23 protein-coding genes are annotated in these 21,041 nt (G+C 68.0%); 16 read left to right on the top strand and 7 right to left on the bottom strand.

Annotated elements, in window-relative coordinates; genetic code table 11:
- Positions 1-77 precede the first annotated feature (77 nt).
- The 6 genes from AB0E56_RS06580 to AB0E56_RS06555 are packed head-to-tail and all read left to right on the top strand — an operon-like array spanning position 78 to position 6,136.
- A complete protein-coding gene (locus AB0E56_RS06580; protein ID WP_359797617.1) occupies positions 78-812 on the top strand; it encodes an ATP-binding cassette domain-containing protein in 735 nt (244 codons plus the stop codon).
- Entirely contained in the window at positions 809-1,825 is a 1,017-nt protein-coding gene (locus AB0E56_RS06575; protein ID WP_359797615.1) for an ABC transporter permease, read from the top strand. Before AB0E56_RS06580 ends, AB0E56_RS06575 begins: the two co-directional genes overlap by 4 nt.
- A 40-nt stretch (positions 1,826-1,865) precedes the next feature.
- On the top strand, positions 1,866-2,870 hold the full coding sequence (locus AB0E56_RS06570; RefSeq protein ID WP_359797613.1) for an ABC transporter substrate-binding protein: 1,005 nt from the start codon (positions 1,866-1,868) through the stop codon (positions 2,868-2,870).
- Between the two features lie 54 nt (positions 2,871-2,924).
- Positions 2,925-3,764: a hypothetical protein gene (locus AB0E56_RS06565; protein WP_359797611.1), complete on the top strand. Its 840-nt coding sequence runs from the start codon at positions 2,925-2,927 to the stop codon at positions 3,762-3,764.
- Between the two features lie 3 nt (positions 3,765-3,767).
- Positions 3,768-5,132, top strand: coding sequence for an FGGY family carbohydrate kinase (locus tag AB0E56_RS06560; RefSeq protein WP_359797609.1), 1,365 nt, complete (start codon positions 3,768-3,770; stop codon positions 5,130-5,132).
- A complete protein-coding gene (locus tag AB0E56_RS06555; protein WP_359797607.1) occupies positions 5,129-6,136 on the top strand; it encodes a PfkB family carbohydrate kinase in 1,008 nt (335 codons plus the stop codon). The genes AB0E56_RS06560 and AB0E56_RS06555 overlap by 4 nt, the downstream gene beginning before the upstream one ends.
- A gap of 300 nt (positions 6,137-6,436) precedes the next feature.
- Here AB0E56_RS06555 and AB0E56_RS06550 read toward each other — a convergent pair whose 3' ends face one another.
- Positions 6,437-7,081 (bottom strand): TetR/AcrR family transcriptional regulator, encoded by a 645-nt coding sequence (locus AB0E56_RS06550; protein ID WP_359797605.1) that lies wholly within the window; start codon positions 7,079-7,081, stop codon positions 6,437-6,439.
- Here AB0E56_RS06550 and AB0E56_RS06545 point away from each other — a divergent pair.
- Positions 7,080-8,522, top strand: coding sequence for a DHA2 family efflux MFS transporter permease subunit (locus AB0E56_RS06545; RefSeq protein WP_359797603.1), 1,443 nt, complete (start codon positions 7,080-7,082; stop codon positions 8,520-8,522). The two genes, AB0E56_RS06550 and AB0E56_RS06545, sit on opposite strands and share 2 nt — an antisense overlap.
- A gap of 34 nt (positions 8,523-8,556) precedes the next feature.
- Here the strand turns inward: AB0E56_RS06545 and AB0E56_RS06540 are convergent, their stop codons facing one another.
- The 3 genes from AB0E56_RS06540 to AB0E56_RS06530 all read right to left on the bottom strand — a co-directional run bounded on the left by AB0E56_RS06540 (position 8,557) and on the right by AB0E56_RS06530 (position 10,659).
- Complete coding sequence (locus AB0E56_RS06540) at positions 8,557-9,048, bottom strand: glutathione peroxidase (RefSeq protein WP_359797601.1); 492 nt, start codon at positions 9,046-9,048, stop codon at positions 8,557-8,559.
- A 50-nt stretch (positions 9,049-9,098) separates the two neighbouring features.
- Positions 9,099-9,548, bottom strand: a complete 450-nt coding sequence (locus tag AB0E56_RS06535; RefSeq protein WP_359797600.1) for a MarR family transcriptional regulator — start codon at positions 9,546-9,548, stop codon at positions 9,099-9,101.
- A gap of 100 nt (positions 9,549-9,648) precedes the next feature.
- Positions 9,649-10,659: an alpha/beta hydrolase gene (locus AB0E56_RS06530; protein ID WP_359797598.1), complete on the bottom strand. Its 1,011-nt coding sequence runs from the start codon at positions 10,657-10,659 to the stop codon at positions 9,649-9,651.
- Between the two features lie 102 nt (positions 10,660-10,761).
- On the opposite strand from AB0E56_RS06530, the gene AB0E56_RS06525 reads away from it, so the two are divergent.
- The 3 genes from AB0E56_RS06525 to AB0E56_RS06515 all read left to right on the top strand — a co-directional run bounded on the left by AB0E56_RS06525 (position 10,762) and on the right by AB0E56_RS06515 (position 12,264).
- On the top strand, positions 10,762-10,923 hold the full coding sequence (locus AB0E56_RS06525; RefSeq protein WP_359797597.1) for a hypothetical protein: 162 nt from the start codon (positions 10,762-10,764) through the stop codon (positions 10,921-10,923).
- A gap of 165 nt (positions 10,924-11,088) precedes the next feature.
- Positions 11,089-11,823: an alpha/beta hydrolase gene (locus tag AB0E56_RS06520; protein ID WP_359797595.1), complete on the top strand. Its 735-nt coding sequence runs from the start codon at positions 11,089-11,091 to the stop codon at positions 11,821-11,823.
- Positions 11,824-11,913: 90 nt separating this feature from the next.
- Positions 11,914-12,264 (top strand): glyoxalase, encoded by a 351-nt coding sequence (locus tag AB0E56_RS06515; RefSeq protein ID WP_359797593.1) that lies wholly within the window; start codon positions 11,914-11,916, stop codon positions 12,262-12,264.
- Between the two features lie 32 nt (positions 12,265-12,296).
- Here AB0E56_RS06515 and AB0E56_RS06510 read toward each other — a convergent pair whose 3' ends face one another.
- Positions 12,297-13,505, bottom strand: a complete 1,209-nt coding sequence (locus AB0E56_RS06510; RefSeq protein ID WP_359797592.1) for an MFS transporter — start codon at positions 13,503-13,505, stop codon at positions 12,297-12,299.
- Positions 13,506-13,597: 92 nt separating this feature from the next.
- On the opposite strand from AB0E56_RS06510, the gene AB0E56_RS06505 reads away from it, so the two are divergent.
- On the top strand, positions 13,598-14,131 hold the full coding sequence (locus tag AB0E56_RS06505; RefSeq protein WP_359797590.1) for a CGNR zinc finger domain-containing protein: 534 nt from the start codon (positions 13,598-13,600) through the stop codon (positions 14,129-14,131).
- A gap of 14 nt (positions 14,132-14,145) precedes the next feature.
- Here the strand turns inward: AB0E56_RS06505 and AB0E56_RS06500 are convergent, their stop codons facing one another.
- A complete protein-coding gene (locus AB0E56_RS06500; RefSeq protein ID WP_359797588.1) occupies positions 14,146-15,117 on the bottom strand; it encodes a YafY family protein in 972 nt (323 codons plus the stop codon).
- Positions 15,118-15,178: 61 nt separating this feature from the next.
- On the opposite strand from AB0E56_RS06500, the gene AB0E56_RS06495 reads away from it, so the two are divergent.
- The 4 genes from AB0E56_RS06495 to AB0E56_RS06480 all read left to right on the top strand — a co-directional run bounded on the left by AB0E56_RS06495 (position 15,179) and on the right by AB0E56_RS06480 (position 19,734).
- Positions 15,179-16,336: an epoxide hydrolase gene (locus tag AB0E56_RS06495; RefSeq protein ID WP_359797586.1), complete on the top strand. Its 1,158-nt coding sequence runs from the start codon at positions 15,179-15,181 to the stop codon at positions 16,334-16,336.
- Between the two features lie 115 nt (positions 16,337-16,451).
- On the top strand, positions 16,452-17,381 hold the full coding sequence (locus tag AB0E56_RS06490) for an alpha/beta hydrolase (protein ID WP_359797585.1): 930 nt from the start codon (positions 16,452-16,454) through the stop codon (positions 17,379-17,381).
- A 2-nt stretch (positions 17,382-17,383) separates the two neighbouring features.
- Positions 17,384-18,412, top strand: coding sequence for an aldo/keto reductase (locus AB0E56_RS06485; protein ID WP_359797583.1), 1,029 nt, complete (start codon positions 17,384-17,386; stop codon positions 18,410-18,412).
- Positions 18,413-18,498: 86 nt separating this feature from the next.
- Positions 18,499-19,734, top strand: a complete 1,236-nt coding sequence (locus AB0E56_RS06480; protein WP_359797582.1) for an MFS transporter — start codon at positions 18,499-18,501, stop codon at positions 19,732-19,734.
- A 47-nt stretch (positions 19,735-19,781) separates the two neighbouring features.
- Here the strand turns inward: AB0E56_RS06480 and AB0E56_RS06475 are convergent, their stop codons facing one another.
- Complete coding sequence (locus tag AB0E56_RS06475; RefSeq protein WP_359797581.1) at positions 19,782-20,093, bottom strand: hypothetical protein; 312 nt, start codon at positions 20,091-20,093, stop codon at positions 19,782-19,784.
- A 113-nt stretch (positions 20,094-20,206) separates the two neighbouring features.
- On the opposite strand from AB0E56_RS06475, the gene AB0E56_RS06470 reads away from it, so the two are divergent.
- Entirely contained in the window at positions 20,207-20,779 is a 573-nt protein-coding gene (locus AB0E56_RS06470; RefSeq protein ID WP_359797579.1) for a YdeI/OmpD-associated family protein, read from the top strand.
- The last annotated feature ends 262 nt before the right edge of the window (positions 20,780-21,041 follow it).

Raw genomic sequence — 21,041 nt, 5'->3', positions numbered from 1 at the left:
TATCAATCATCAAGATTCTGATCAATGCAGATTGGCACCCGACAATGACGACTGAACCTCTTCTTGAAGCGCGCGATGTGACGAAACACTTCGGCGCGGTGCAGGCGCTGCGCGGCGCGAGCTTCCGGATCTTCCCCGGCGAGGTGGTCGCGCTGATGGGCGACAACGGCGCGGGCAAGAGCACCCTCATCAAGACCATCTGCGGCGTGAACACTCCGGACACGGGCGAGATCCTCTTCGAAGGACGCTCGATCTCAGGCTGGCACCCGAAGGCCGTGCAGGCGCTCGGCATCGAGACCGTGTATCAAGACCTCGCCCTGGCACCGGATCTCGACACCCCTGCCAACCTCTTCCTCGGACGCGAGCGTCTGATGCCGGGGGTTCTCGGGGCGCTCGGGGTCCTCGCGCGGCGGTCGATGCGGGACGAGGCCAGCAAGGTCCTGACCGACCTCAACGTGAGGATCAAGGACGTCCGGGCACCCGTGAACAACCTGTCCGGCGGTCAGCAGCAGAGCGTCGCCGTGGCCCGTGCCGTCACCTGGGCGGACAAGCTCGTCATCATGGACGAACCGACCGCAGCACTCGGGGTCCCTCAGACGCAGGCCGTGCTCGCGCTCATCAGACGGGTCAAGGAGTCCGGGCGTTCGGTCATCCTCATCAGCCACAGCTTGCCGGATGTCATGCAGGTCGCCGATCGGGTCGAGGTGCTGCGACTCGGTCGCCGGGTCGCCCAACTGGTCACCGCAGAGACGAACGACGCACAGATCGTCGGCGCCATGACCGGCGCCTGGACGCAGGAGGCCGCAGCATGACCACAGACACCACCACCCTGCCGGACGCCGACGACGACACGAAGCGCCGCCGTTTCCGGATGCCTCGGTTGCTGGGCTCGGCGACCGACATCACCGCGATCCTCATCCTCATCGTCGTCGTGTTCGCGGTGCTCGACCCGCGGTCGTTCTTCACGCCGCAGAACTTCACCCAGATCCTCATCAACGCCGCCCTGCTGCTCGTCATGGCGGTCGGCGCCACGTTCGTGCTCATCACCGGCGGCGTCGACCTCTCGGTCGGATCGGTCCTGGTCTTCTCCGGCGTGATCGCCGGCAAGGTCATGGAGTGGTTCGGCAGCGCAGGGTGGGGTGCGAGCATCGCGGGGATCGTCGCCGCCCTCCTCGCCGGAACGGCGTGGGGATGCGTGAACGGGCTCGTCATCACCAAGTTGCGTGTGCCGCCGCTGATCGCGACGCTCGGCTCGTACGGAGCAGCCCAGGGGCTCGCCCAGATCATTACCAACGGCAACGACATGAAGAACATCCCCACGGAGCTCGTCGACACCATCGGATTCGGCCGCATCGCCGGGATCCCGATCCTGGTGATCATCGCCGTGCTCGTGGCGGTGATCGGCGGACTGATCCTCTGGGCGACCCGGTACGGCCAGCGGACCTACGCCGTCGGATCGAACGCGGAAGCGGCGAGGCGTGCGGGCATCAACGTCGACCGCCACCTGCTCAAGGTCTACGCGGTCGCCGGCATGCTGGCAGGACTCGCGGGCATCCTCAGCTACGCCAAGTTCGGCACGACGACCCTCGCCGGGCACGCCACCGACAACCTCAACGTGATCGCTGCCGTCGTGATCGGCGGAACAAGTCTCTTCGGCGGCGTAGGCACGATGATCGGCACGGTGGTCGGAACCCTCATCCCCGCCACACTCGCGAACGGCCTCGTCATCGTCGGCCTGAACAGCTTCTGGCGGGACTTCGCCGTCGGCATCGTCCTCGTAGCCGCCGTCTATCTCGACCAGCTGCGACGACGATCCCGCAAATAGCCCATCCACCCGATCAACGACATCCACCCGAGGAGAAACCATGAACGCAACACGCAAGGTCAGTGCCGTCCTTGCCGCGACCACGCTGGTCGTCGCGCTGGCCAGCTGTTCCAGCAGCGACGCAGGCGGCGGCGACGGCGGAGGCGAGGAGGGCGACGCCTACTCGATCGCCCTCATCCCCGGAGTCGCCAACGACGCCTACTACGGTTCGGTCGCGTGCGGAGTGCAGGCCGTCGCCGACGAGAACGGCGCGACCGTCGACGTGCAGGCTCCCAACAGCTTCAGCCCGACCGACCAGATCCCGATCCTGCAGTCCGTGATCGCGACGAGTCCCGATGCGATCATCATCGCGCCCACCGACTCGAAGGCTCTCTACGCGCCGCTGCGCGAAGCCGTGGAAGCCGGCATCACGGTCGTCCTCGTCGACACCACCCTCGACGACCCGTCGATCGCGGTCTCACAGGTGAGCTCCGACAACGAAGAGGCCGGGAAGGTGGCCGCCGAGACCCTGGCCGAGGCGCTGGGCGACGAGGCTGGTTCGGTGATCACCGTCAATCTCACGGCCGGCGTGACGACGACGGATGCGCGCGAAGCCGGCTTCGCCGAGGCCATCGCCGGGGTCGACGGCCTCGAGTACCTCGGCCAGCAGTACTCCAACAACAGCGTCCAGACGGCGGAGTCGATCGTGTCGGCCGCCATCGCCGCGAATCCCGACCTCGTCGGAGTGTTCAGCACCGCCGCATTCAACACCGAGGGCGCGGTCGCCGCACTCAAGTCCGCCGACATGCAGGACACCGTCAAGGTCGTCGGCTTCAACGCGAACCCTCCGGGGATCGAGCAGATCAGCAATGGAGACGTGTTCGCGCAGGTCGTGCTCAAGCCGTATGACGAGGGCGTCCAGGCGGCAGAGCAGGCCTTCAACGCGCTGAACGGCGACGAGGTCGAAGAGGTCATCACCACCGGAGCACTGGTGGCGACCGCCGACAACCTCGACGATCCTGAGATCCAGAAGTACCTGTACAGCTTCGACTGCCCCGCCTCCTGACCCACCCCGTGGGCCGGTGCTCGCGGGTGCCGGCCCACCGATGAAAGGATCCCCATGGATTCCCGCACTGGCAAGAAGATCCGCCTCGGTCGTCTGCTGAACCCGTCGACCCAGCGCGGCGTGGTCGTCGCCGCCTCCCACGGCGTGATGAGCGGCCCGCCGTCCGGCCTGAAGACCAGAGCCGAGATCGCGGACGTCTTCGCCCAGCTCGACCTCGCCGACGGCGTCATGGTGTCGCCCGGGATGGTGCCGCTGACAGAGGACTTCTTCGTCGGTCGCGGCCGCCCGGGGCTGGTTCTCCACCTCGACTGGAAGAACCACGGGCGCCGGATCTACACCCCCGGCACGGACGGACGCAGCGAGGGTGTGCTCGCACAGCTCGCGACGATGGAGGAGGTCGCGGCCTCCGGCATCGACGCCGTGATGACGTACCTCTATCTCGGTCAGCGCGACAGCACCCTCGAGCGTGCGGAGATCGAACGCAACGCTCGCATCGTCCGCGACGCCGAGCGGCTCGGCCTCGCCGTCATCATCGAACCCCGGTCCGCGCTCGAGGCCGAGGGCGACGAGGCGTTCTCCCCCGAGGTGCTCAGCCTCTACTGCCGCATCTCGGCCGACATCGGCGCCGACATCGTCAAGGTGATCTGGAACGGTTCGGTGGAACGTTTCGCTCCCGTGGCACAGACGTGCTTCGCACCGATTCTCGTCGCGGGCGGCCCGGGCGGAGAGTCCCCGGAGGAGACCTTCCAGCTCGCAGCCGACTCCATCGAGGCCGGTGCCGCCGGAGTCATGTTCGGGCGCCGCGTGTTCCGCGCCGAAGACCCGGCCGGCGTGCTCGCTGGTCTGCGACAGGTCGTGCACCACGATGTCCCGGTCTCCGAGGTCTCGGTCTGACGGATGTGGTTCCTCGGCATCGACATCGGCACCACGCACGTCAAGGTCGTCGGTGTCACCGCGGAGGGGGTCGAGCTCGACCCCCTCCGAACCCGCACCCCGGTGACCCTCGTCGACGGCGGGACCTTTCACGAGGGGGGTGAGATCTGGGACTGCGTCCGAGAGCTCGTCCGCGCCTATGCGCGAGGACCCGTGCGGGATGCCGGAGGAGGGGCCCTCGCCGGTGTCGCGGTCGGATCCTTCGGCCAGGAGGAGTCCTTTCCCGTCGATGTCCGCGGAACCCCGCTGGCGGGGTCCCGCGCGTGGTGGGAGCGCTGGCCGGAGCGAACCCTCAGCGCCGTGGCCGTGGAACATTTCGACTCCGTGGGGCATTTCCGCACCTCCGGCATGCGGTTCCGTGACAACCAGTCGCCCGACCGCATCGCACGCCTGCGCTCTGACCACCCCGATGTCTGGGCGCGCACGCATCGCTGGGTGGACTTCGGCGCCTTCGTCACGTTCCGGCTGAGCGGCCGGTGGGCGCTCAGCTCCACCCAGGCGACGCACAGCCAGTTCTTCGACCTCCTCACGCTGGAGCCCGACCGGGCCAGCCTCGATCTGGTCGAGATCGAGGCCGAGTTGTTCCCGGAGGTCGTGCACCCCGGGACACGGATCGGCGCGTTGCTCCCCGATGCGCTTCGCGGAGTCCCGATCGCCGACGGCGCCGCCGTGTACGTCGGCGGCCACGACCAGGTGATGGCCGCGTATGCGAGTTCCGTCCACGACGGCGCATCCGCCGTGGACGCCGTCGGCACGGCCGAATACGTCATGCTCACCAGCGGCACGTTCCCGCTCGATGAGCGCCTGCATGCCTTCGGCGCGGACGTCGAACGCGGATGGATGCCGGACCAGTACGTGCTCGGATGGGGCCTGCCGACGGGGAAGATCCTCCAGCAGCTCGCGGAGAGGTTCGTCGAGGGCGACTTCGACCGCCTGATGGCCGCCCTCGATTCCGACCTCCCTTCGCCGTCGCATGTGCACCTCCGCGTGAACGACCTGCACGCACGCGCGGACGACCTCTTCCACATCGAGGGCATCGACGAACGGACGCCGCCCGACGACATCGTGCGCGCATGCGTCACCGACCTGTCGGTGCAGATTCGCGACACGGTGCGGACGATGGCCACGATCGCCGAGGCGCCTCTGGATTCCATCGCGCTCACGGGCTCGCTGTTCCAGCGCCCTGAACTGGTGCGTCACCGCGAACGCCTGTGGAACGTGCCCTTGAGGGTGAGTCGGCTGCGAGAGGCTGCGGCCGTCGGAGCCGCCGAGCTCGCCCGCGCATCACACGCCCGCGCCACCTCGACCATAGGAGACCGGATCGCATGAAGGTCGTCATCGCCTCCCTGAATCCCGCCATCGAGCGGCTGCTCGTCGTGGACGAGAACCGTCCCGGCACGGTTCATCGGCTGATGCGCAGTGAGACCCTCGCAGGTGGCAAGGGCGTCAACGTCGCGCGCGTGCTGGCCCAGCTGCATTCCCCGGCGTTCGCCCCGCTCGACGACGGCGGACACGTCGAGGTCTCCTCCGTGCTCGTCGGTCCGCTCGGAGGCCCGACCGGTGACCTCCAGGCGACACTGCTCGCCGCCGAGGGGCTGGTCTCCGAGACCACATCGGTCGACGGATGGACGCGCGTCAACGAGATCCTCGTCGATGAGTCGCGACCTGACGGCGCCACGGTGTACAACGCGCAGGGCCCGACGATCAGCCCGCACGAGTCGGCGGAGCTGAACGACCTCGCCGTGTCGTCGCTCGACGGCGCGGCGATGCTGGTGTGCACCGGCAGCCTGCCTCCGGGAATCCCCGACGACTTCTACGCCACCTGGATCGGTGCCGCTCGCGAACGTGGCATCCGCACCCTCCTGGATGCCCACGGCGCTGCGCTCCGACTCGGCGCCGCCGCAGCGCCCGACATCATCAAGGTCAATCGCGACGAGATCGCCGACCTCGCTGCCGACGAAGGCGTCGACCAGGCAGAGCTGATCCGGGGGTGGCGCGTGCGCGGAACCGAAGCCGTCATCGTCACCGATGGCTCAGAGCCCCTGCGTGCAGAGATCGCCTCCACGGCCTGGGACATCGATGCTCCGACCGTCGCGACGCGCAGCGCGGTGGGGTCGGGGGATGCGTTCACCGCGGGACTCGTCTGGAGCATCCTCGCCAGACCCGCCGCATCGTGGCCGACGCATCTGGCGCTCGCCGTCGCATGCGGAGCGTCGAATGCAGCCAGCACTTTGGCCCGGCTGTCGGACGCTGTGCCGCCGCGGAGTCTCGTCGACCAGGTGCGGCTCCGCGCTGTAGATCCGTCGCGGCCGCGTAATGGATCGGCCCGCTGAGCGTCTTCCTCCTGGGGGATATATCGCCACGGCGCGGCATGCCCCTGCGCGAGGCCTGATCCCGTGACGCGAGGATCGGCGCCCCGCTCCGCAGCCGCCGATCATGACGCGAAACCAGGAATCCATGCCCCGCACAGCCCGACCCCCACGCCTCCACCCGACAGCCGGACGACGGCGCATCTCGCCGTGGTGGGGCTGCGCTGTGGCGACCGTTGCCGGGCTGGGCGCGATCGGCATGGCTGTCACCGCGTGGTTCGTGCGCTGAGCATCACCTCGCCCTGACGGGAGCTCACGACCCCGTCAGCGGGACCCGACGTCGGACTCGCGCGGCCCGAACGCCGCGAGGAAGGTGTCGACGCCGTCTTTGACGGGCTGATCGAGTTCGGATTCGCCGAGTGTGCGCCCGCCGAATCCGCTCGCCGACAGGGCATCGTCCGTGACGAGGGACATGAACTGCCGTGCGGCGCGCGGCGCATCCCGCAATCGCAGGTATCCCGACATGGACAGTTGCGCGAGCTTTCCGGCGAGCGCGTCGATGGTGCGTGCGCGATTCGAGTCCCTGATCCCGTCGAGCAGTTCCGGGAATCGCGCCCGCTCGGCGAACTGCAGGCGCATGAGCGCGGCGCCATGGGCGTGCGAGACGCAATCCACGAGAGCGCGCCCCAACCGCTCGAGTTCTGCCCGAAGGTCCGTGGGGGTCAGATCGAGGGAGGCGATCACGCCGAGCACGCGTTCGTTGGCCTGTTGCGAGCCGTGCTTCACCGCGGCGGTGAAGAGCGCCTGCTTGTCGCCGAAGCGGTTGTAGACGGTGGGCTTGGCGACCCCTGCGTTCCGCGCGATCTCGTCGACGTTGCCGTCGGTGAAGCCATCCCGCCCGAAGACGATCAGTGCGGCCGCGAGGATCGCCTCGCCCTTGTCCACGCGTGATCCGGTAGCCGTCTTCATGTCCCCAGTTTACTTCTCGGTCGCATCAACTGTACGCGGGGGTACAGTTGTACTCATGCGTACAAAAACTCGTACTAATACGTTAATCAGGCCTCCCGCTTCTCTCGGTGCCACTGCTGCCGTCCTCGTACCGGGGGGCGTCCTCGCCGTGCTGAGCACGACCGTCGTCGGGGTCGCGGTCCCCGACCTGGTGACGGAGTTCGGCGCCGGGGTGGACGCCGCGCAGTGGGTGACGACCGCATTCCTCCTCGCCGCGGGCATCGCGATCCCCGTCAGCGGCTGGTCGAGCGTCCGCTTCGGCGTCCGAGTCACCTGGCTCGTCGCGGTCGGCCTGTTCACCGTCGGGTCGCTGATGTCCGCGTTCGCAGGCGACTTCGGCACGCTCACCGCGGCGAGGGCGGTGCAGGGTCTGGGCGGCGGCGCGCTCGAACCCGTCATGCTCACCGCCCTGGCGCAGCTGGCGGGGCCGGAACGCATAGGTCGTGTCATGGGCAGCGTGGCTGCCGTGATCTCGGTCGGGCCCCTCGCCGGCCCTGTGCTCGGCGGGATCGTCGTCGACTCGCTGGGGTGGCGCTGGACGTTCCTGTTCACTGCCGTCATCGCCGTCCTGGTCATGCTCGGCTCGCTCGTCGTTCTCCGCGGGCAGGAGCGCAGCGCGATCCGGTTGGACCTGCCGGGGCTGCTGCTGCTCGCGCTCGCCACCATGCTCGGACTGTTCGGGCTGTCCCGCGGATCCTCGGCGTCCGGCTTCGACGGCATCACGATCACCGCCCTCACCGCCGCCGTCGCGCTCCTCGGGGGGTTCGTGCTCTGGGCGCGCCGGCGGGGCGACCAGGCGATCGTGAACCTGGCGACCTTCCGCGCCCGAGGATTCGGTCCTGCGGTGACCGTGATGGCACTCATGGGCGCCGCCATCTATCCGCTGTTCTTCGGGCTCCCGCTCTACTACACAGGCGTGGCCGGGCTCAGCGCGACGGCGGCGGGCCTCCTGATGCTCCCGTTCGGTCTCGGCACCCTGATCGCGATGCCCATCGCCGGGCGCCTCAGTGACCATGTCGACGGCCGGATCCTGGTCTGGTCGGGCGCCGGGCTGGGGCTCGCGGGCTTCATCACACTGCTCACCACGGGAGCGTCCACGCCGCTCTGGAGCTACGCGGGGATCGCGCTCGCGATCGGGATCGGCCTCGGTTCAATCGGAAGCCCGACCGTCTCGACGATCTACCGGGTCCTGCCCGCAGTCCTCATCCCGTCCGGAAGCACGATCCTGTTCGTCGTGAACCAGCTGGGTGGAGCGCTCGGGGTCGCCGCGCTCGTCGTGCTCATCGGCGCGGACGGCTGGTCTCCCGAAGTCGGCACCGCGCCGTTCTGGCTACCGGTCACCGCGCTCTTCGCGATCGCGCTGACGGCGAGTCGGCTCCGCCCCCGTCGTGCACTCCCGTGACCGAGGATGACGCCCGGGGCGCCGGGCGTCATCCTCACGGGGCGATGTCGAGCCATTCCTCGATCGCAGCGACGACCTTGGGGTCGTCGGGCTCGGTGCGAGGACGGAACCGCTTGACACGTCCGTCCGGGTGCACGAGGAACTTCTCGAAGTTCCACGCCACCTTTCCCGCCTTGCCCTCGTCGTCGGCGACCGTCGTCAGCTCCTTGTAGAGGGGGTGCGCCCCCCGGCCGTTCAGACGGACCTTCTCGGTCATGGGGAAGCTGACACCCCACGTCGCCGAGCAGTACTCGGCGATCGCCTCTGAAGACCCGAGCTCCTGGAGGAACTGATTGCTGGGGAACCCGATCACGGTGAACCCCCGCTCCGCATACGTGCGCTGAAGCTGCTCCAGCTTCTCGTACTGCGGGGCGAGCCCGCACCGCGACGCGACGTTGACGACGAGCGCCACCTTGCCGTCGGAGAGCGAGCCGAATGTCGTCGGCGCCCCGTTCAGGGTGGTCACGGGGATGGGGTTCAGTTCCATGGTGTCTCCTCGGGTGTCATGAGGTCTGCAGCGCAGACTCCCGTCCTGCATCAGAGTGGCCGTCGTTCGGGGGGGAACGCCTTGACGCTCTCGCGGAGCGCACTCAACCGGGTCAGGAGGTCACGCGCTTCGTCGGCCTCGACGCCGAGAGCGCGGGCGATGCAGTCTTCGAGCCATCCGAGTTCGTCGCGGATCGCCAGGCCCCGAGCGGTGGAGCGCACCAGCACGCGGCGCCGGTCCGCCTCGTCGACCGAGCGCTCGACGAGTCCCGCGGTCTCCATGCGGGTCAGCAATCCCGTCACGCTGCTGGAGTCCAGGTGCAGGTGCTCGGCGATCTCGCCGGCGGTCAGCTCTCCCCGATCCCACAGCACCGCGAGCAGGACCACTTGCTGATAGCTCAACCCCCAGGGCGCCAGGAGGTCTCGATACAACCGGACCGTCGCCTGCGTGGCCGTGTACAACGCGTGACAGAGCGAGTCGTCGAGCGCGTGCGGCGTCATGTTCAAAGCCTTGCATACAAGAACTTTGCATACAAGAGGAATCCTCGCCCGCGACTGAAGCATCCGTCTCAGGGTGCGGCGACGCTCCCGGGCGCGCGATTCACCCCTCGACCGCGTGCGGGAGCGCGAAACTCACCAGGCTCACCACGAACTTGCCCGGTTCTTCGTGCATGCACAGGTGTGCCGAATTCTCGAACCAGACGACGTGCTTCGCCGGTGCCTCCACCTGCTCGATCCAGCGTGCGACGGGAGGCGTCGGCGTCGTCCAGTCGTGGCGGCCGAGGAACTGGAGCATCGGCACGTCGAACGTGAGCTGATCGCGCGCGTCGAAGCCGAGCAGCGCGGGAAGGACTCCCGGCATGGTCACCTGCTGCCCCACGCCGATCAGCTCCAGCTCCTCATCGGTATAGTACGGCGACAGCTCCTGCGACTCCATGAAATACGCGGCGTCGGTTCGATACGCCGACAGTGCCCCGTAGTGCTGCGCCCAGCGGCGGCAGGTGACGATCCGCTCGGGTGTCAGAGGCTCGCTCCCCGGATACTCCCCGAGGGCTGTGAGCTCGGCGACGGCCTGTTCGTTCTGGTCGGCAATCGCGCTCCGCATCGCGAACCCGAAGCTCTCCACCTCGTTCTCCGGCCCGGAGATGACCTGACCGACGCCGATGTACGCCCAGAGCAGGTCGGGTCGCCGTCGCGCGAGCGTGAGTCCGATGATGGTCCCCCAGCTGTGCCCGAGCACCCCGACCTTCCGCACACCCAGCTCCCCCTGGAGCCAGGCGATCAGCTCCACGAGATCGTCGACATAGCGGTCGACACGCAGATCCATCCTTTCGGTCGCACTCCCGGCGGACCTGCCGCTCGCGCGCTGGTCGTAGTTGACGACGGTGAAGTACTCTTCGACGCCCCTCTGCCAGATCCACGACGAGGGCAGCGACGGGAGCGCCGGCCCGCCGTGGCAGACGATGAGGACCGGATTCGCTGTGCTCCGACCGCGGATCGAGACGAACTGCTCGACGCCGCCGAGCTCGACGAAGGTCGTGCGATCGATCGCATCCGGGTTGGGGATTCTGCAGAGATCCGCGATCACCGCGCGGCCCGTCTGTTCACTCATGTCCGTAGCTTAGGGAGGTTGACGGACGTCGGGCTGCCGTCAACCCCCTGACGGCCGCGAGCACGCAGGGGTACGGTCGCGGAACCGAACGAAGGAGAGACGATGAGCGATCCGCAGAACACCCATGGCACGCCGGGCCCCGACGAAGAGGCCGACACCGCATCCGGCGGTTCCCCCGACGACACCCCCGACACCGACGAGGTGCTCGAGGAGGAGACCACCGACGAGAACGGCAAGCCGCTCGAGAACCCGTCAGGCGGCTGAGCGATCCGAAGGCGCAGGCCATTCGTCGGGTAGCATTACCGGGTCCGTGCGAGAACGAGGGAGGTGCACCAATGAACGAATCGACGTGGGTGCTCCCCTCAGGGGTCACGGTCGGGCGGTAGGTCGCCCGGGAGCGCCTCAGGACAGCTCCCGAAAGGTGCGATCATGCACTTCACCTCCGAACACCTCCTCGCCCCCGGCGTCGTCGAACGCCGCTTCCTGCTCGGCGAGGTCCCCGGCATCCTGTGGACGCCGTCATCCACTCCCGCCCCGCTGATCCTGATGGGGCACCCCGGCGGACTGCGAGGCATGCATCCGCGGCTGTCTGCGCGTGCCCTCGCGTCCGCGGAACTCGGCTTCGCGACCGCGACCATCGAACTCCCCGGAGGCGGCGACCGGCCCCGGGATCCCGAGATGGACCGGGCACGGGCCGACCTGCACCAGGCGCTGCGGTCGAAGTCTCCGCTCGGCGACATCGTCGAACGACTCGTCCTGCCCCTGGTCGAACAGGCCGTGCCGGAATGGCAGCGCACGCTCGACGCGCTCCTCGAACTCCCCGACATCGGCGGCCCGGTCGGGTACTCGGGTGGACCCATCGCCGTGGGCGTGCGTCTGGCCGCCGTCGACGATCGCATCGCCGCGGCCGGCCTGTTCGCGGGCAGCTATGTTCCGCGGACGACGTTCGACGAAGCCAGGAGCATCACGATCCCGCTGCACGTCCTCCTCCAATGGGACGACGAGGGCAACGACCGGCAGCTGGCGCTCGACCTGTTCGATGCCTTCGCGTCGACCGAGAAGACGCTCTATGCCAGCCTCGGCGGACACCGCGGTGTCCCTCCGCAGGCAGGAGAGGATGCTGCCCGGTTCTTCGCCCGACACCTCACACCCTCAGCTACCTGACGGCGGGCAGCCGACCCTCCGCGCGGCCCGGCGTGCGTCCGCCGTCGGGCCGTCGCCCTCGGCGAGAGGTCGAACTGCGACAATGTCGGCATGCGCGTCGACAGAGTCGTTCCCAATCTCACGGTGCTCGATCTTCGCCGGGCGGTCGCCGAGCATTCGGCAGCGCTAGATCTCCGCGTGCTCATGGACCACGGGTGGATCGTGACACTCGGCGATGACGCGGGGCATCAGCTGAGTCTGATCACACGGGACGCGACCGCTCCGGTCAACCCCGACGTCTCCGTCTTCGTCGACGACGTCCACGAGGCCTTGGCGCGTGCCGAGTCGGCCGAGTTGGAGATCGTCCATCCTCTCACCGTGGAGCCCTGGGGCGTCACGCGCTTCTTCTATCGGGCGTCCGACGGCAGGGTCGTCAACATCGGAACGCACACCGACGGCTGACCACTGCGTCACCGATCGGTGGGGGCGGGCTTTCAGCGCGGGCTGCTCGAGTGACGGACGATCGCCAGCGATCGGTCGAGCACGACTGTGCCGGCTGCAGCAGCGACGACCACCGCCGCCCCCAGGATCAGGGGCAGCGGTGCGCGAGCGACCAGGAGCCCCGCCAGAGCGATGCCCGCCGACGAGAACACCACTTTCAAGCCGGCCATGGTCATGAAGATCTGAGCGCGGAGTTCGGGTGGCGAGTACTCCGTTCGCGCGGCCAAGCTCGCGGCGAACTGCACGGAGCCCAGGAACCCCGTGAGTGCGTAGGTCAGCGCGGCCAACGGAAGCGTCGGGGCGAGCGCGCAGAGGAACAGTCCGGCACCGATGCCCACAGCGGCGCAGACCACTCCCCGCTCCGGTGCGCCGCGCAGGGGACGGACGATCGCGGTCGTGGAACCCGCCAGGGTTCCCACGCCGAAGGCCGACGCGAGGATGGCGGCCGCGTCCGGTCCGCCGAGTTCATGCACCCTCGACGAGGCGACCGCGAGAATGGGGACGGCGCCGACCGCAACCGCGGTCATCGACGTGCACACCGTGACTCGCCGCAGGGGGCTGTTCGTGAAGAGTGTCCGGGCACCCTGCCAGATGGAACGGCGCGGTTCGACACGGTGGTCTCGGGTCACGGACGACCGCATCGGCGGGAGCGCGGCGAGTGTGACTGCGGCGAGCAGGGCCAATGCAGACACCGCGAGCACCGCGATCATGGGGCTGGCCGCAGTGCTCACGAGCGTGACGAGCAGAGGCCCGAACGCAGCCGCCAGCCCATACGTCAAAGCGTCCAGCCCGTGTGCACGACGTTGCCGTGACCGCTCATCGGCCACCAGCCCGCCGAGGCGGCTGCTCAGCCCGCCCGTCAGGAGAGGGCCGCAGCTTCCCGCGATCACGAGGGCGCCCACACTGAGCGCGTGCCACCCGTGGGCGAAGGACACGGCCGCGATTCCCACGGTCAACGCGTAGACCAGGAACGCTGCGGCGAGCACTGCGCGCGGTCGTGTGGAGCGATCAAGGATGGGCGCGACGAGCGGACCCGCCAGGTGTGGCGCAGTGAGGGCGGCGGCCAGGATTCCAGCGACGGAAGAACCGGCGGGCGACGAGGTCGCGAGGAGCACGAATCCCACGATCGCGCCCGCGTCGGCGCTTCGCACGAGCGTGGCCGACACCGCGTACGCACTGACACCTCGTCTCGGTCCGCCCACTCGGTCTCCACCCTGTCGTACATCACCGGCTGAGGTGGTGACGAATGCGATCGAGTCTTGCGTCGAAATGCGTCACCTGTCAAGGTGGTGATGTGGAATTCGCGTTCGTTGCGGGCAACCTTGCCCTCGATTTCGTGGCGACGATCGCGTCGAGGGACACGGTCGCGGAGGAGAAGCTGTCGACGCCCACGGACCTCGCGGAGTGGCTGGTCCTCAGTGGAGCAGTCTCGAAATCCTCCGAGATCTCCGCGGAGGAGTTCGAGCGTGCCATCGGGTTTCGCGAGACGATCTATGCCGCCTTGCGAGACCGCATAGCGACGGACACCGTCGATGCGGGTGCCCTCGCGGCGATCAATTCCGCAGCCGCCGGTCCGACGCCTGTACCGGTGCTCTCCGGAGGCAGGGTCGCCACCTACGGAACCGCGACCGCAGCCATCGCCCTCGTGGCGCGCGCCGCACAACTCGCACTGACTGATCCCCGCTTGCGGTTCTGCGCGGGAGCCGGCTGCACCCGTCCGTTCATCGACGCATCTCGTGGTGGCACCCGTCGTTGGTGTGGCATGTCGGGCTGTGGTGATCGCGCGAAGGCGGCAGCGTACCGCCGCCGGTCTTCAGCCAAGCGCTGAGTTCGACCCCCGCGTCAGGCATCCATCGGGTTCGCAGTGCTCCGGAGCATTCGTTCCCCTACTTCTCCCAGCGCTCGACGCACCTCTTCTCCTTCCAGCACCTCGAACTCGATACCGCTCATACCGATGTACAGCGCGAACTCCTCGGGAGCACGTGACCCTGCGGTGAGGATGCTGGTGCCATCCCCTGCGGCCTCGACCGACGCCACGGTGGCGTCGAAGAGCTGGGATACGCGCTCTGCCGGAGCGTGCATCCGCAGCCGTGCGCGGTAGGGATACGGCGCCGTCGTGATGCTGCGCGTCGTGAAGTCCCGCAGTGCCTCATCGGGGATGTCGCGTCTCGGAAAGGCCTCGCGCAGCGGAAGGGGCCGGCGGATACGATCCACGCGCAAGGTTCGCCAGGCCTCGTGTTCCGGCACCCAGGCGATCAGGTACCAGCGCTCTGTCGTATGGACGATGCGGTGCGGTTCGACGACGCGCTGCACCTCGACGCCGTCGTGACGCGTGTAGTCGATGCGAAGCCGCGTGCGACCCGCGATCGCCGACGCCGCAGCGGTCACGACGCCGAGGTCGATGTCCGAGCGGATCTGCCCGTCCAGCGGCACCATCGCCTGTTCGACCTCGGTTATCTGCCGCCTGGTCGACGATGAGAGCGATTGCTCGAGCTTGGCGAGGGCCCGCGCGGCGGCGTCCTCCATCCCCGTGATCACGCCGCCGGCGGCGGCCCTCAGCCCCACGGCGATCGCGACGGCTTCGTCGGGTGCGAGTGCGAGCGGAGGTATCTCGGCGCCGGGGCCGAGCCGATATCCGCCGTGACGGCCGCGCGTCGCTTCGATGCCGTACCCGAGCTCGCGCAAGTCCTCGATATCGCGTCGGAGCGTGCGATCACTCACTTCGAGGCGATCGCGGAGTTCGGCCCCGCTCCACTCCCGGCGGACCTGCAACAGGGACAGGAGGGCGAGGGTGCGTCCGGTGGTGCGCGTCATGCCTTCATCCTCGTTCAGTATCAGGCCACATCATGACCTCAAACCTCGAGAGCATGAAGTCATGACCACGAATGAGACCGTCCACCCCTTCCGCATCGATATCCCGGAGTCCGCTGTCGCAGACCTCCGCCACCGACTCGCGAATGCTCGATTCGCCGACCCCCTTCCTGTCGACGACCGCAGCGCCGGCATTCCCGCAGCCGAGCTGGAGACTCTGATCTCGCACTGGGCCGATCACGACTGGCGCGCGACGGAAGCGCGGCTGAACGCCGTCCCGCAGATCCTCACGATGATCGACGGGCAGAACATCCACGCAGTCCACGTGCGGTCACCGCACGCGGACGCGACTCCGCTGCTGCTGATGCACGGATGGCCGGGGTCCTTCCTCGAGTTCGAAGCGATGATCGGCCCCCTGACCGACCCCGTGGCACACGGCGGCGACGCATCCGACGCCTTCGATGTCGTGATCCCCTCCCATCCGGGGTTCGGGTTCTCGACACCGCTGGTCGGCCGCGACTGGAAGCGCAGCGACATCGCCGTCGTGATGCTCGAGCTGATGACAAGGCTCGGCTATGAGCGCTTCGCCGTGCAGGGTGGCGACATGGGCGCGGGGGTCGCGCCGGAGATCGGGCGGCTTGCGCCGGATCGGGTCATCGGAGTGCACGCCAACGGCTCACTCGGCTCGTTCGTCGGACAGGTCGACGACGAGACCGCTGCGGCGCTCACTCCGCTGGAACAGGACCGCCTGCGCCGCGTCGGCGAGTTCATGCAGAAGGAGTTCGGATACATCGCCATCCAATCGACGCGGCCCGGCGTGATCGGAGCCATGACCTCGGACAGTCCGGTCGCCCAGTTCGCCTGGATCCACGACAAGCTCCAGGCGTGGACGCATCCGGCTGAGACGCCGGCCGCCGATATCTTGGGCGAACGATTCCTGTTCGACAACGCATCGCTGTACTGGTTCACAGCGACCGGAGGCTCAGCGGCATACGTCGGATACGCACAGGATGCCGGTTGGGGCGCGGTGCCCACCAGCTCCGGTGTCCCGACGGCCGTGATCGTCTTCGCGCACGACGTCGGATTGCGCTTCGCCGAGGAGAAGGCGAACAACATCGTGCGGTGGACCGATGTCGAGGGACGCGGAGGGCATTTCGCCGCACTGGAAGAGCCCGACGTGCTGCTGGCCGACATCCGGGACTTCTTCCGGTCGCTTCGCTGACCGCGCCGATCCCGTGGTGAATCCAGGATGGCGCGTCGGCGCTCAGACGCCCGCCGAGACGGAACGAGACTCGGCGGGCGGCCGGAGCGTCGGCGGCCTCTGCAACCATGGAGCGATGACTGACCATCGACTCGGCCGATCCGTTCGCTGGCGAGGACGCCACGTCGCGTGGGATCGATTCGGTGACGGGCCGCCGCTCGTCTTCCTCCACGGAACACCCTGGTCCTCGGCGCTGTGGCGACCCATCGCCGACGCGTTGTCTTCGCGCTTCACCGTGTATCTGTGGGACATGCCCGGGTACGGAAGATCCTCGAAGGAGGAAGGTCATCCTGTCGATCTGGGTGTGCAAGGCGAGTTGTTCGCGCACCTGTGCGATGAGTGGGGTCTCACGAGGCCGCACGTGGTCGCGCACGATATCGGCGGGGCAGTGGCACTCCGCGCTCAACTCCTCCACGGCACTCGCTACGCGTCGCTCTGCCTTGTCGACGTCGTCGCACTGGCACCCTGGGGCTCCCCGTTCTTCCGGCTGGTGAAGGAGCACGCAGGAGTCTTCGCGCAACTGCCACCCGTTGTCCATCGTGGTGCGGTCGAGGCGTACATCCGGGGCGCGAGCCACCGCGGACTAGCTGATGACGCGTTGAGCATGCTCGTGCAGCCGTGGACCGACGCCGAAGGCCAGGCCGCGTTCTACCGTCAGATCGCCGAGGCCGACGAGGCCTTCACCGACGAGGTCGAGAGCAGGTACGGCGAACTCGACGAGCCCGTGCACATCGTCTGGGGCCTGGACGACGCATGGATCCCCAGCGACCGTGGCACCCGACTTCAGGCGATGATCCCCGGCGCCTCTCTCGCAGAGATCGCCGATGCCGGGCATCTCATCCAACTGGACAGCCCCGAAGCGCTCACGGCTGATCTCACCCGGTGGCTCGAACTCCACCGTGGCGCGCCCGCAGATGTTCGCGACGAGCTCGACAGCGCCGAAGGAATACGTCCGACGACCGGAGCGTCGTATCCGTCGACGCCCGACGACCACGACATGGAGTGACGATGCTTCCGTACAGACGACTGGGAGGAACGGGCATCTCCGTGTCTCCGTACACACTCGGCACGATGATGTTCGGCTCCATCGGCAACGGCGACCACGACGATGCGGTACGGATCATCCACTCCGCTCTCGACCGCGGGATCAATTTCGTCGACACCGCCGACATGTACTCCGCCGGCGAGTCGGAGGTCATCGTCGGCAAGGCGCTCCAGGGCCGAAGGGACGCGGTGGTTCTCGCCACCAAGGGGCATTTCCCGCTCGATGACGACCCCGCGCCGAATACCAGCGGCAACTCGCGTCGCTACCTCATCCGCGCCGTCGAAGCGAGCCTGCGCCGCCTGGGCACCGACTACATCGACCTGTACCAGGTGCACCGCCCCGATTGGGACACCGACATCGAGGAGACGCTCGGAGTCCTGACGGACCTCGTTCGAGAGGGCAAGATCCGAGCCTTCGGGAGCTCGACGTTCCCGGCCCACGAGATCGTCCACGCGGATCAGGTCGCACGCGAGCGGAATCTCATGAGGTTCCGCACCGAGCAGCCGCCCTACAACATCCTGGATCGCGGGATCGAGGCCGACGTGCTGCCCGTCGCCGAACGGCTCGGTCTCGGCGTGCTGACCTGGAGCCCGCTCGGCTTCGGGTTCCTCACCGGCAGGTACCGCAAGGGTGTGTCCGTCGAGAATGCCGGGCGCTCAGCCCTCCGTCCCGCATGGTTCGACCCGAGCGACCCGACGACGGCCCGCAAGCTCGACGTCGTCGAGCAGCTGGTCGAAGTCGCCGACGGCATCGGCGCCACCCTGCCCGAACTCGCGATGGCGTTCCCGCTTGCGCACCGGGCCGTGACGTCGGTCATCATCGGCCCCCGCACCATGACACAGTTGGATGCCGCCCTTGCCGGGGCCGATCTCGTGCTCGACGATGCGACCCTGGATCGCATCGACGAGATCGTCGCCCCCGGCGAGCGGGTCTACAACGCCGCACCGCCGACCTATCCGTGGCTCGTCGACTCCGCCCGCCGACGCCGCTGAGGGTGAGATCGGTCGTGCTCTCCCGCGGGAGATGCGAGGTCTGATTTCCGCCAGAACTGCGGATGCCGCCCTGGTGGACTCGACGCATGGCAAGCACCCGACGCGACCCTCTCCCGCACCGGTTCACACGCATCGCGTGGTCGAGCGTCATGACCCAGATGGCGGAACAGATCGCGTTGGTCGCCGTACCCCTGGCTGCCGTGCTCGCGCTCGATGTCGGAGCGACGGAGACGGCGCTGCTGCAGGTCGCGCAGACCCTGCCGTTCCTCGTGCTCGCGCTGCCCTTCGGACTCGTCATCGATCGCACTTCTCCGCGATACGTCCTCGTCGCCTCTGAACTGCTGCGAACGGCCACGCTGGGTGGCATCGTCGTCCTCATCGCGCTCGACACCCTCTCTCTCGGCGCCCTTCTCGTCCTCGGCTTCGTGGGCGCGATCGGCACAGTGGGTGTCAGCGTCGCCGTCCCTTCATCGGTGCCTCGGCTCGTCGCCCATGACCGCCTGATGGATGCCAACAGGTGGCTGGAGCTCGGCAGGAGCGCCGCCTTCATCTGCGGACCGATCGTCGCGGGCGCCATCGTCTCGGCAGCAGGGGCCGAGACGGCGCTGGTGGTGGCGACCGTCGCCTGCGCGGCTGCGGCTGCGCTGCTGCTCCGACTCGACATCCCTCGGAACGCAACAGCGATTCGCGCATCGGTCTGGCGCGAGGTCGCGCATGGGGTGGGGTTCGTCCTGAGCCACCCGCTTCTCCGTCCGATGATCGTCACGTCGACGATCTTCAACATCGGATGGTTCCTGATCCAGTCCGTCTTCGTCGTCTATGCGCTGGATCAGTTGGGCATGACACCGACGACGGTGGGAATCGCACTGGGATCGTACGGGGCGGGGATGGTCATCGGGGCGGCGCTCGCCCAGCCGCTCTCACGGCGGACCCGCTTCGGCCGGATGACGGTGCTCGGACCCGCCGGCGGCTTCATCGCGGCCATCATGATGGGCATGACCCTGTGGATCCCGACATCCGCTCTGGCATTCGCGTCGTTCTTCCTCTTCGGTTTCGGACCCGTGCTCTGGTCGATATCCACGACCTCGCTGCGTCAGGCAGTGACGCCTCCCCCGATGATCGGTCGGGTGTCGTCGTTGGTGGTGGTCTCCACGTATGGCGCGCGACCGATCGGCGCCGGTCTCGGCGTGGTGATATCGGCCACGGTCGGATTGTCCTGGTGTATCGCCGCAGCGGTCATCGTCTTCGCTGCGCAGCTGGTGGTCGTCCTCGCCTCCGCGCTTCCGTCCGTCCGGACGCTTCCCGCCCTGACCACCGAGTGATCGAGCGGAAGACGATGCGCGTCGGCTGTCGTCGGTGTCCTGCTGGGTCAGGATTCCGGGGTGTCGAGAACCTCGTCCACGAGCTGGATACCACCGGTGGAGCTCGCGGAGTGCATGAGCTCTTCGACCCATCTGACGTTCAGTTGCGGTGCGTCGGGTTCGTCGAACGTGAATCGCAGCGGGATCGACGGGTGAAGCCAGATCGTCGACCTTCCGACCGGGTCGCCTTCGGGATGCTTCCAGGAGAGCGTGAAGCTCTCGTTGCGACGAAGCTTGGTCGCGATGACGATCTTGAGGTGCGCGAGTGCGCGGTCCTCGATGTGGATCGCGTCGCCGTTGCCGTACTGGATGGTGCCCATGACTGCACCTTAGCCCGAGGGCCCGTGTCCGATGAACGAGTGTGACGACGACCTCGCCGGGCAGCGGTACACCGACACGGCGAGCGTCTGACCCCGGGGACTATCCTCCCCTCATGGCCGACCGCGCGAACAAGCCCGAGCTGCACGCAGATACCGTCGCGGACTGGGAGGCCTGGCTGAGTTCGGACCCCGATCCGAACGGGGTGCGACTACGACTGCGCAAGAAGGCGACGACCCGACCAGGGATCACGTACGCCGAGGCACTGGATGTCGCGCTGTGCTTCGGGTGGATCGACGGGCAATCGCACGCGGTCGATGCCGACTACTACCTGCAGACCTTCACGCCGCGGCGACCGAGGAGCATGTGGTCGAAGGTCAACATCGGTCACGTGACGAGGCTGATCGCGGAAGGCCGTGTGCGCCCAGAAGGTCAGCACGAGATCGACCGCGCGAAGGCGGACGGCCGATGGGACAACGCGTATCGCCAACGCGACGGCGACCTCCCCGCGGAGCTGAAGGAAGCTCTCGACGCGGACCCGCAGATCGCCAGAGCCTTCGCATCCCAATCAGCGCAGAACCGATTCGCGATGGCCTTCCGTGTCGCCAACCTCAAGCGACCCACCTCGCGCGCCGCTCGCGTCGCCGAGTACGTCGAGATGCTCAAGCGAGGCGAAACCCTTCACTGAGAAGGACAGCGCACAGAGTCGGTGTGCCGCCCGACTCTACGACTCCGTCGCACCCCGCCCCTGCTCTGTGTCAGATGCCGGAACAGAGGCGCGGAGGATCCACCCATCCGCTGTCGCTTCCGATTGCAGTTGCCCACCATGGTGCATGAGGCGCTGGCGGGCGCGCACGAGCCCCCGCCCTCCGCCGCCGTCGGTGAATCCTGTCGCCGACGGCGAGCTCGAAGCCTCGCCTGCGGAGCGAAACGAGATCACCGAAGATGGC

Origin of the sequence: Microbacterium sp. NPDC028030, assembly GCF_040637855.1 — a bacterium.
GTDB lineage: Bacteria > Actinomycetota > Actinomycetes > Actinomycetales > Microbacteriaceae > Microbacterium.
Note: the sequence above shows the minus strand (reverse complement) of the source record. Positions and strands in the feature narration are given on the sequence as shown.

Bases quoted from the DNA above. Each gene is read 5' to 3' on its own strand.
- AB0E56_RS06575 (WP_359797615.1), top strand. From the start codon at position 809: ATGACCACAGACACCACCACCCTGCCGGACGCCGACGACGACACGAAG.
- AB0E56_RS06570 (WP_359797613.1), top strand. From the start codon at position 1,866: ATGAACGCAACACGCAAGGTCAGTGCCGTCCTTGCCGCGACCACGCTG.
- AB0E56_RS06565 (WP_359797611.1), top strand. From the start codon at position 2,925: ATGGATTCCCGCACTGGCAAGAAGATCCGCCTCGGTCGTCTGCTGAAC.
- AB0E56_RS06560 (WP_359797609.1), top strand. From the start codon at position 3,768: ATGTGGTTCCTCGGCATCGACATCGGCACCACGCACGTCAAGGTCGTC.
- AB0E56_RS06555 (WP_359797607.1), top strand. From the start codon at position 5,129: ATGAAGGTCGTCATCGCCTCCCTGAATCCCGCCATCGAGCGGCTGCTC.
- AB0E56_RS06545 (WP_359797603.1), top strand. From the start codon at position 7,080: ATGTCCCCAGTTTACTTCTCGGTCGCATCAACTGTACGCGGGGGTACA.
- AB0E56_RS06550 (WP_359797605.1), bottom strand. From the start codon at position 7,081: ATGAAGACGGCTACCGGATCACGCGTGGACAAGGGCGAGGCGATCCTC.
- AB0E56_RS06540 (WP_359797601.1), bottom strand. From the start codon at position 9,048: ATGGAACTGAACCCCATCCCCGTGACCACCCTGAACGGGGCGCCGACG.
- AB0E56_RS06535 (WP_359797600.1), bottom strand. From the start codon at position 9,548: ATGACGCCGCACGCGCTCGACGACTCGCTCTGTCACGCGTTGTACACG.
- AB0E56_RS06530 (WP_359797598.1), bottom strand. From the start codon at position 10,659: ATGAGTGAACAGACGGGCCGCGCGGTGATCGCGGATCTCTGCAGAATC.
- AB0E56_RS06525 (WP_359797597.1), top strand. From the start codon at position 10,762: ATGAGCGATCCGCAGAACACCCATGGCACGCCGGGCCCCGACGAAGAG.
- AB0E56_RS06520 (WP_359797595.1), top strand. From the start codon at position 11,089: ATGCACTTCACCTCCGAACACCTCCTCGCCCCCGGCGTCGTCGAACGC.
- AB0E56_RS06515 (WP_359797593.1), top strand. From the start codon at position 11,914: ATGCGCGTCGACAGAGTCGTTCCCAATCTCACGGTGCTCGATCTTCGC.
- AB0E56_RS06500 (WP_359797588.1), bottom strand. From the start codon at position 15,117: ATGACGCGCACCACCGGACGCACCCTCGCCCTCCTGTCCCTGTTGCAG.
- AB0E56_RS06495 (WP_359797586.1), top strand. From the start codon at position 15,179: ATGACCACGAATGAGACCGTCCACCCCTTCCGCATCGATATCCCGGAG.
- AB0E56_RS06490 (WP_359797585.1), top strand. From the start codon at position 16,452: ATGACTGACCATCGACTCGGCCGATCCGTTCGCTGGCGAGGACGCCAC.
- AB0E56_RS06485 (WP_359797583.1), top strand. From the start codon at position 17,384: ATGCTTCCGTACAGACGACTGGGAGGAACGGGCATCTCCGTGTCTCCG.
- AB0E56_RS06480 (WP_359797582.1), top strand. From the start codon at position 18,499: ATGGCAAGCACCCGACGCGACCCTCTCCCGCACCGGTTCACACGCATC.
- AB0E56_RS06475 (WP_359797581.1), bottom strand. From the start codon at position 20,093: ATGGGCACCATCCAGTACGGCAACGGCGACGCGATCCACATCGAGGAC.
- AB0E56_RS06470 (WP_359797579.1), top strand. From the start codon at position 20,207: ATGGCCGACCGCGCGAACAAGCCCGAGCTGCACGCAGATACCGTCGCG.